The 5,008-nt window shown below is 54.2% G+C and carries 4 protein-coding genes and 1 pseudogene; 2 read left to right on the forward strand and 3 right to left on the reverse strand.

Going from position 1 to position 5,008, the window contains the following annotated elements; genetic code table 11:
* Together LO50_RS09995 and LO50_RS24665 are read left to right on the forward strand one after the other, a co-directional pair.
* Nucleotides 1–758 (forward strand): IS30-like element ISPa59 family transposase (locus tag LO50_RS09995; protein ID WP_044314883.1); only part of this gene is annotated, 758 nt, incomplete at its 5' end.
* A 286-nt stretch (nucleotides 759–1,044) separates the two neighbouring features.
* A pseudogene (locus LO50_RS24665) lies at nucleotides 1,045–1,242 on the forward strand (IS30 family transposase); the annotation flags it as partial.
* Nucleotides 1,243–1,288: 46 nt separating this feature from the next.
* Here LO50_RS24665 and LO50_RS24670 read toward each other — a convergent pair.
* From LO50_RS24670 to LO50_RS10005, 3 genes are all read right to left on the reverse strand, one after another.
* A complete protein-coding gene (locus LO50_RS24670) occupies nucleotides 1,289–1,822 on the reverse strand; it encodes a hypothetical protein (protein ID WP_152623966.1) in 534 nt (177 codons plus the stop codon).
* 11 nt (nucleotides 1,823–1,833) lie between these two features.
* Nucleotides 1,834–4,452, reverse strand: a complete 2,619-nt coding sequence (locus LO50_RS25355; protein WP_236690576.1) for an SH3 domain-containing protein — start codon at nucleotides 4,450–4,452, stop codon at nucleotides 1,834–1,836.
* A gap of 53 nt (nucleotides 4,453–4,505) precedes the next feature.
* On the reverse strand, nucleotides 4,506–5,008 hold a 503-nt coding region (locus LO50_RS10005), incomplete at its 5' end, for a bacteriophage T4 gp5 trimerisation domain-containing protein (RefSeq protein ID WP_044314884.1).

Consider the following 5,008-nt stretch of genomic DNA (forward strand, 5'->3'; position numbering starts at 1 on the left):
GTTTGTCTCCCGAGCAGATTGCCGGCAAGCTGCGCAGCATGAACATTCCCAGCCTCAGAGATGTATACGTCTGTCGCGAGACGATCTATAACGCCATCTATGCCTTGCCGGTCGGCGAGCTGCGTAAGGAGCTGATCATCTGCCTGCGCCAAAGTAAGACGACGCGCCGGCCGCGCTCTGGCGGCGTGGATCGGCGTGGCCAGATCCCCGAGATGGTCAGCATCCATGTGCGCCCACCGGAGATCGAAGACCGACTGATGCCAGGGCATTGGGAAGGCGATCTGATCAAGGGCAAGGCCAACGCCTCGTCTGTAGGCACGCTGGTAGAGCGCACCAGTGGCTACCTGATGCTGGTAAAGATGAACGACGCGACGGCGACCTCGGCGATGGAAGGCTTCAGTGCAGCGCTCAATGGCATGCCGCTGGCGATGCGCAAGAGCATGACCTACGACCAGGGCCGAGAAATGGCGCGGCATGCTGAAATCACCCAGCAGACCGGGGTGGCGATTTACTTCTGCGATCCGCATAGCCCTTGGCAACGCGGCAGCAACGAAAACATCAATGGCCTGATCCGCCAGTACCTGCCCAAGGGCACGGACTTGTCGGTACACAGCCAAGAAGAACTCGACGCTATTGCACTGCAACTGAACATGCGGCCGCGTAAGCGCTTCGACTTCAAGTGCCCCATCGAAGTTATGGGTGAGGTGATGCAGAAGGCCATGGCTATGCGGCATGATGCTCCAGCTTCAATTCAATGACCGTGTTGCACTCAGCTCCTGCAACCGCCCAGAATAAGTCATCGCTATCAGCGCCTGCATTTAAGTTAGGTTTCAGCTTAGCCCAGTAGTAGCCGGATGCGAGTGCTGCTAGCTTTGGATTGTACGCCAGCTGCTCTGCGCGCTCAGTGGAACTTGTAATCCTATACGTGGCCCATCACCACGAATTCGTCTGGTAATTTCTTCTACATTGTTACTGTCTGCAATTCTAAGCAGATCGTTTTTCGCCCAGAACCATCCGGCGGTATCAAATGATATGGCCGGCTTGGAGACTATAAACGGCCTAATCCGCCAGTACCTGTCCAAGGGCACAGATCTGTCGGTCCACAGCTAGGAAGAGCAGGATGCCTTCGCCCTGAAGCTGAACATTCGTTCGCGTAAGCGCCTCGACTTCAAGTGTACTATCGGAATCATGGGCCACGTAATGCAGAAAGCCATGGCTATGCAGCATTATGCTTCAGCTTAAATTCAATAAACAGTGTTGCACACAGGTCCTGCAACCGCCCTTCAAATCATGGGCTCGATGGATTGCAAAGGTGCAAATTTGCGTCCCCATTAATTTCTGCGAGCGCTTCCATGTCAGAATTCTTTGACGCCGTGTTTTGATCGCGCTGGTCAATAGATACCCCTTCGCCAGCCCATAACCAAGCATCGTTACTGAGCGCCCATTGTCCCCCGCAGAATGAGCCTGTTTCCTGTCGTACGATACAACCGCTCGCCATTTCAACGAAGGCGCAATAAGCACGATCGTAATCCTCTTCCAGAGCGCTTCCTTCAATACCTCCACGGATGGTTTTTTCAATCTTTAGATATCTGCTGCCGTCAGAAAAATCAGAAGGTAGGCTTGCATCAAAGTAGGCTTGCTCTTTGGGGAATAATTTGTAATGGCTTCCATTTTTCAAAAAATACACGCTACGCCAAAAGCCATTTTCGGGATCAGCAAAAATCACTTCACCGCCGTGTGCCTTCAGCACCGATTGAGCTTCAGCCCAAGCCGTAATATGAGCTGCAGTGAAATAAATAAATAATGCTAGTAAGATTTTCATGCTCATCAATCTCATAGCTTGTCCTTAAGGTGTTGATATCTGATTGGTGCAACGCTCTGGCCATTTACTATAGCCATTCTTCTCGTGTTTCCATAATCGTTTAGAATCGAATGTTCATATTTTTCATGGTTGTCGCCCCAGTTACTTGGTTCTTGGGCGGCACTTGGATTCCTGTCAAAGAAACGCTGTAACGCAGCACCAAAATCGCGACTTACATAGCCTGGACGGTTGATATGGTGGTCAAGTACCGTCGCTTTTCCGAGGGGTGATTTTAGATAGTCCTTAAGTTTAAATCCGGAGCCGAAAGGCTTAATCTCCATTACCTCGTTTTTGAGGCGTTTTGCAAAGTCCAAGACTTGTTGTTCTTGGAATTTCTCATGGGTTATTGCTTTTAGGATTGAGCTTAAAGGAATGGAACCAATTTTCTGTTTTCGAGAGAAAGCAGTTTCGTTAAATCCTTCGCGTAGTAGTCGTTTAAGTTCGGCACCAGTGTAGTTGTCGCCTTTTGTGAGGCTTTGGTGCTTATAGTAAATTCTCGCAGCTGTGCGAGGGCCTTCTACTGACCATCCACAGTTTTCGAATAATTCTTTATAGAGTTGAGGTTGGCGCTCTTTAAAATCAAAAACCTGAATAGGGAATTCTCCTGCGCCGTACAGGTTTATCGTTTTTTGCATGGCGCCTGCAGTAAGTATTTCGCTGTCGTAAGACTGTAGCGAATCGATTTTTCCCTCGTTGGGAGACATAGCAATGAATATATTTTTTTCCTCTTCAGTGACGATGCCTGTAGCTACAGTTTCGTGCCAATTAGCGTAGCTTTGTAAGTCAATTGAGCCGGCGTATAGCGGGCCATAAATTGTCGCGCTTTGCCCTTTGAAGCGGACACAGGAAAATATTTTCCCTAAGTTACATCCACAGTCAGTGCTTTCATCCTGGCGGAGTAGGCTCACAATCCTGGTTGGGTTCAAATGCCAAGCCATTCCATCCGCCCGGACTGCGTGCTTCTCAGCTATATCAGCCCACCAACTTAGTTTCTCGATCCGCTGCTTTTCAACCCCCCAAATAAAATTCGGCTTTCCAGCTTCTTCCTCTAGTAACGGGTCAAGCTCATCCCATTTTCCTTTGTTCCAAAGCCACTCACTTTCGTACTTGATGATCAATTGCCCGAGCAATTGAGCGTGCCAAGGCCTGGTCAGCGCTGCTTGGATTTCAGCGCTGGTCAATACGCCATCCTTGTCGGTATCGGCGATATCGTAGAGTCGAGCGAGCGTTACGATTGGGCCGCCATCGGCTTTGCTGATCTGCGCCCGGTAGTTGTGCTGTTCGTCTGCGCTTAGCAGGCCTCTGGCATTGAAGGCGTAGGCGAGCTTTTCGATGGGCGTTCCGGTTTCCTCGATGCACTGGAAGCCTTCCCATTCCCAAGGGCTGTGACGAGTAGTGATCAGCTCCTGTTCGGCGAGCCAGCCGTCGATGGGATTGCCGTTGGCGTCGGCGAACAGGCCGTCCAGCCGCCACCAGTGCATGGCGTTGTCAGCGCCATCCTTGACCTGGATCTTTCTCGAAGCGGGGAGCCCATCCAGCAAGGACTGCGGAATGATCAGGTCGACGCCGATCAGCGTGCCATCGTCGTCCAGTTTGGGCGGATTCTCGGCATTGATGTCGCTCCGGTGCGGAATCAGTTTGCTCGCACCTTTATAGACCTTGAGCAGGGTTTTCTGGTCGTCTGGCAAGCGGGAGGCCCAGGCGCGGCTCTGGGCAATGAACGCAGGTACATCATCGCAGCTGAACAGCTCGACATGGACCATGTGCTGAGCGGCGCTGTCGAGGTTCTGGTACAGGCCGGGATGGCCAATAAGTTCACCCGCCTTGATCGGCCACCCGCTGTCGAGAACGACTACCTTGTCGTATTCCGCTGGCTCGCTGTGCGGTTTGAGCAAGCTGGTGGATACATAGCCGGGTAGGTGCCCCTCGTCGTCAGCTGATAGGGCGGGTTGTGCGGCCCCGCTGATCAGACTCACCAGCTTGCTGAATTCGCCTTCCGCTCTACCGATGGTGATCTCGGCACCCTTGGGCAGCTCCGACAGCTTGGTGGTGTTCTTGCTCGGTCCGGAACGGACGCTCAGCCCATCCTGCTGCGTATTCACGGTGTAGCGTTTGGTTTCCCAAAAGGTGGGGCGCGGCAGGTCCGGTTGCGCTTGGTAGCCCGCCCAATCCAGCAGGTGCATATACAGGCTGTAGAGAGTGAGGCTTGGAGGAGTTTGTCCTTCGACGATGCTGCCGTCAGCGTTCTTCAGTGGCGGCGGCTGCAGGCTGTGCTTGACCAGAACGAACCCCGTGGAAAAGGGTGCACTTTTGACCAGGGGAATGTCGTCGGTGAATTCGCTGACTGGGTAGCGCTCGTCGATGCGGTAGGCAATCACCTCGCCGTCGGCGATACAGCGCACGCTCGACTGGTCGAATGCAGCGGCCGTGCCTTCGTCGAAGTGGACGCCACCATGCCATAAGCCGTTCTCGCCGGTGGGGTAGAACCCGCCCTTGGCCTGGGCCATATGCGTAAGCAGCTGCAGCGGATTGTTGCTGCTGTCCTTGCCAGGAAACGGGTATGCCCAGCTGATCGGGTTGGATTGGTTCATGTTCGATGCATCCTTGCGTTCGAGCCGGCGGGGCAGCCGGCTCTGTCCTTTTCTTAGCCTGAAAAATTGAGCGAGCGCTTGCGTTTGCTGAGCAGGCTGTCCGCCTCAGCCGGCATTGCCTGCTCCAGTAGGCTTCCGGCCTTGTCGCTATCGGCCATTCCCGGCAGCACCGGTGATTTGATCTTGATCCCCGAGCCCTTGCCCGGCGAGCCGCCGGCGTTTATTCGTGCCAGCGGGCCGGAGACGGTGATGCCGCCCGGGTCGAGCTTGATGAAGCTGCCGCCGGCCTTGAGGGTCAGTTCGATGCCGGCTTCGATGACCATTTTCTGCCCGGCCTTGAGGTGGATCTCGCGGCCGGCCTTGGTCAGATGGGCAGTGCCGAGCTTGATGTGCTGGGTCTGGCCGACAGTGAGGTCGTCGTCGGGTTTGACTTCGACCTTGCGGTCGCCGGCAATGGTCAGGTGCTCCTCGGCGCGGAATTCGCTATAGCTGTTGGCCTCGACGGTGTCATGGCGCTCGTGGCCGACGCGGATCTTCTGGTCGTGCTCGATGTTCT

Source organism: Stutzerimonas stutzeri, from assembly GCF_000935215.1.
GTDB lineage: Bacteria > Pseudomonadota > Gammaproteobacteria > Pseudomonadales > Pseudomonadaceae > Stutzerimonas.

Excerpts from the sequence above, each read along its gene's own strand:
- LO50_RS24670 (WP_152623966.1), bottom strand. The coding sequence starts at position 1,822 with ATGAAAATCTTACTAGCATTATTTATTTATTTCACTGCAGCTCATATT.
- LO50_RS25355 (WP_236690576.1), bottom strand. The coding sequence starts at position 4,452 with ATGAACCAATCCAACCCGATCAGCTGGGCATACCCGTTTCCTGGCAAG.